Origin of the sequence: Mesorhizobium sp. M0514, assembly GCF_040321145.1 — a bacterium.
GTDB lineage: Bacteria > Pseudomonadota > Alphaproteobacteria > Rhizobiales > Rhizobiaceae > Mesorhizobium.
Genome location: NZ_JAMYQZ010000182.1, coordinates 1 through 3,557, shown reverse-complemented (window position 1 = coordinate 3,557; position 3,557 = coordinate 1). Strand labels below are relative to the sequence as shown.

4 protein-coding genes and 1 pseudogene are annotated in these 3,557 nt (G+C 57.9%); 3 read left to right on the top strand and 2 right to left on the bottom strand.

Annotated elements, in window-relative coordinates; all coding sequences use genetic code 11:
* Nucleotides 1-369, top strand: a pseudogene (locus NKI61_RS32555) (ATP-dependent DNA ligase); the annotation flags it as partial.
* A 389-nt stretch (nucleotides 370-758) separates the two neighbouring features.
* Here the strand turns inward: NKI61_RS32555 and NKI61_RS32550 are convergent.
* Nucleotides 759-917 carry a hypothetical protein gene (locus tag NKI61_RS32550; RefSeq protein WP_352842388.1) on the bottom strand — a complete coding sequence of 53 codons (159 nt, stop codon included), beginning with the start codon at nucleotides 915-917 and terminating at the stop codon, nucleotides 759-761.
* A 575-nt stretch (nucleotides 918-1,492) separates the two neighbouring features.
* Between NKI61_RS32550 and NKI61_RS32545 the strand changes: the two genes are divergently transcribed.
* Both NKI61_RS32545 and NKI61_RS32540 read left to right on the top strand, forming a co-directional pair.
* On the top strand, nucleotides 1,493-1,627 hold the full coding sequence (locus NKI61_RS32545; RefSeq protein ID WP_352842386.1) for a hypothetical protein: 135 nt from the start codon (nucleotides 1,493-1,495) through the stop codon (nucleotides 1,625-1,627).
* A gap of 492 nt (nucleotides 1,628-2,119) precedes the next feature.
* Nucleotides 2,120-2,245, top strand: coding sequence for an outer membrane protein (locus tag NKI61_RS32540; RefSeq protein ID WP_352842384.1), 126 nt, complete (start codon nucleotides 2,120-2,122; stop codon nucleotides 2,243-2,245).
* Nucleotides 2,246-2,387: 142 nt separating this feature from the next.
* Here the strand turns inward: NKI61_RS32540 and NKI61_RS32535 are convergent, their stop codons facing one another.
* A complete protein-coding gene (locus NKI61_RS32535) occupies nucleotides 2,388-2,936 on the bottom strand; it encodes a Ros/MucR family transcriptional regulator (RefSeq protein ID WP_352842382.1) in 549 nt (182 codons plus the stop codon).
* Nucleotides 2,937-3,557 lie beyond the last annotated feature (621 nt).

The window sequence follows — 3,557 nt, the reverse complement described above, 5'->3', positions numbered from 1 at the left end:
GTGTCGAAGCGGAAGGGCAGCAAATACCGAAGCGGTCCGTCGACCAACTGGCTGAAGGCCAAGTGCTATGCGAATGACGAGTTCGATCTGCTCGGCGTCGAGCGTGAAGCGGGCAAGCCGGCTTTCGCTCTGATGGCTGAGCGCGGCACAGGGCGCTATGTCGGAAGCGCGTTCGTCACCTTGAACCGGGAAATGCGCGAGAGGCTATGGAAACGCGTCCAGGAGCACTCAGGCACGGCGCCCAAGGGCATCATGAAGCGGCCAGCGACGCAATGGGTCAAGCCAGGGCTGATCGGCCGTGTGAAGCACCTGCGCGGCGAGGATGACCTGCGGCATGCATCGCTGCAGGACTTCCGCGAGGAAGATTGAACGCTATATCGGAGCCATGCCAGCAGCAGATCGCCTTACCGTCGGCTTCGCCTATCAACGAGGCTTTCAGGTCGTCGACGGCAGCGCAATTTCAGACGTTCGAGAAGCAGGATGAGGCGTTCAATTTCGTGCTCGGCCGGGGTGCTCGCGTGTGGCTGGCCTGGTCGCGGACCGTGATAGGAGGGCAGACGGCGCCCTTTGATTTCGCCGCAGCCTTTCCAGCAGGAAAAGGTCGGCGGCATCCTTAAGACGATGCACGGCCCAGCCGCAGGCACTTGGTTCTGGACCTGCCATGATGGCGGCGCGTGCGGAACAGTCAAAACGAAAGATGAGGCTGTTGTTGGAGTCGAGTGGGCATTCACGCGGCGCATCGCCGGGGCAGATCTACGCTAACCAGCCAGCACCATTCCAAAGCCAACACCTAGGCCGATAGCGAGGCCCATGAACAGCTTGCCTGCCAGATCGATGGCGAAGGCGCGGACAGGGCACCACACGTCCTGGCAGGGCTCTCTGAGGGCGTTGGCGATATCATCGAAGATCGCTTCCATGACCCCAGATTCTAGATCCAATCGCGAGTATGTGAATCCCCTGTTTGTTCCGTCAAAGTCTAACGATCAGGCGAGCGCCCTGGAAAGCACGTGCAGTAGCGGTTGATTCAACCATTGCTGGTATAAGTGTGGGGTGGGTGGCGGCTCCGACAGTTCGGGGTGGAACTCAATGCCGAAGCCGCCTGCGCAGCCAAGGTTGGGGTTTGACCGCGCCGTCCTATTCTGGGACAGCGCGGTCAACGATTCGTTAAAACGCTCCGGAACTAATTAAGCACGCGCTAATTGACTCGCGGTCTCGGGAGTCAGTGCATGCGTGAAGTTCATTCCTCCGATGATGGAGCCGATTTTGGCGGGACAAGCCTCCCGAGGGCATTGGACAGCGTCACGTACCGGCCGCCGTCTTCGTCTTCCCTCTTCCTAGAGATCCGCCATTCGTTGGGCGAGTGGGTTGTTCTCATCATAGGCAGGAACGGTGAAACGTATTCCCGAGCATTCGAATATGAAGCAGATGCCGTCGCTTTCGCCGGCGATCAGTCTTCTCGTCTAGGATTGGAAGCTCCCCCGAAGCGAGCAACTTGACGAAATCAGCGAACGACGCGCTGAAGCAGAGCGACTATCTGTTTCGCGGTCTCGTCTTCGAGCATTCCGATCATGGATTTCGCGCCGATCACTGGCGACTGTCGTGCGTCATCTTTCAGTATGATCGATGACGCCTTCTCTGATGGGGTCTTCGGCCTTTGCTGCCGATGCCGTCCTCGAAGAAGTCACCCCAGTTTTAGCTGGACAGGTGGGTATATCGGTCTTCAGCTCGGAGCGACGGAAACATACGCCAACGCAGCGGACGGGGCTTCATTGAGACAGATCCTGACGGGTTCCTTGGCGGTGTCTACGGCGGTTACAACTATCAGATGCCGAGCAATATCGTCATTGGTGTGGAACTGGACGTCGTGTATGCGAATGTTGATGGCAGCGGCCAAATATTCGCGGCTCCAGGTCTCCCGTTTCCGGGCGGCATCGGGACGAGGAACTGAATTGGAGTGGGGCGGCAAGACTTCGCCTAGGGTATGCCGTCGATCGCTTTCTGCCCTATATCGCGGGCGGCGTTGCATATGGCGGCATCGACACAAGCAGTAATACCGTCTCAGGTTCTTTCGGAGATACATTCACAGGATGGAGGATAGGCGCGGCGCTTGGACTACGCCATGACCGACAATCTTCTGCTGCGGGCCGAGTACCGCTATACTGACTTCGGCACTGAAGCGTTGCCAAATGGGAAGGTTGATTTGAAAACCGATGAGGTTCGCCTCGGCATCGCCTACAAATTCTAGTGCTCGCAATTCCCAATAGAAAAGCCTGCCGCTTGCCGCGACGGGCTTTTCTTTGTGCACCGTTAATTCGGGGGACCGTGGCATCTGCATGAAGATGGCCGGCGCCGCAATGGGAGCATTGTTGCGTCAGGTGGGGTTCGGACTACGCCTTCTTCGCCCGTTTCGCCGGCGCCTTAACCTCAGCCTTCCGACCTAGACCAGACGCCTTCGCAAGGGCCGATCGCTTCGCGGCGTAGTTCGGCGCGACCATGGGGTAATCGCGAGACAAGCCCCACTTCTCACGGTATTCGTCGGGTGTCATGCCAAGTAGGCCAAGGTGACGTTTCATAGACTGGAATTTCCGGCCGTCTTCCAGGCTGATGATGTGATCCGCGAACACAGACTTTTTTGGATTTGCCGCAGGCACAAGCTCTTTCGCAGCCGGTGCGATTTGGCTGCTCAAACCTGACAATGAAGCGGTTTTTTCGCTACTCCGCATTTCTGACTCGATATATCTCTTGCGCCTCGTGCAAGCTCTGTCGGGCCTGCTGCAGTGATCGATGCAAGTCGCCAGCAATTCGTCGGCGTCGGCCCTCGGACTGCCTTCGTGATCCAGTAAGCCGACGATAATATCCTGCTTGGAATCGATGCTCTCGTTGTGAACGAGTTGGCCCATAAAATACATGAGCCGGCTCTGTGCCGGTGTGGGCATGGGCCTTCTCCCTGGTCGGGCGAAAGCCTGATGATCGCTCCCAAGCGCCTCGTGCCTGTTTGTTTTTGATTTTTCGAGGCGACCGCAGCAGTGTGCGCTCGTTAGCAGGCCATGGCAACCGGCCAGGCAATTGCAGCATCCACGCTGCGCACGCCGCCCTGACCGCGCGTGCCGGCCCCTGGCGTCGCTCGGCCGCTACTTCAGTGTTTCCGGTTGACAATCGTGGTCGGCGCACCGCATTTTCGCATTGAGGGACAAACGTGGGGAACCCTGCATGAAGAAGCCTTATCAGAAGCCTGAATTAAAGAAGCGCGAGAAGCTCTCGGCCGTAACGGCTGTGTGCACGCCATCAACCTGCACCGATGAGTGAGAACCTTTAGGCCCAAGGCGCTTTGCCGAAATTCGCTAGAGAGGGACTGCAGTGATGAAGAAAGAATACAGCAAGCCAGTACTGACTAAACGTGGGCGTCTCAGCGCAGTGACGGCGCAATTGGCACCCAGTGTTGAACCCAGAGGAGCCTAGGTGTTTGATCCCAGGCTTTGATGGTGCATACTTTTCGTCCGAATCAAAGGATGCGCTATGGGCCAGGTTCTTCATGGGAGCGCCACGACGACAGAGGC

Coding starts and splice junctions, on each gene's coding strand:
- NKI61_RS32550 (WP_352842388.1), bottom strand. CDS start 917: ATGGAAGCGATCTTCGATGATATCGCCAACGCCCTCAGAGAGCCCTGC.
- NKI61_RS32540 (WP_352842384.1), top strand. CDS start 2,120: ATGACCGACAATCTTCTGCTGCGGGCCGAGTACCGCTATACTGACTTC.
- NKI61_RS32535 (WP_352842382.1), bottom strand. CDS start 2,936: ATGCCCACACCGGCACAGAGCCGGCTCATGTATTTTATGGGCCAACTC.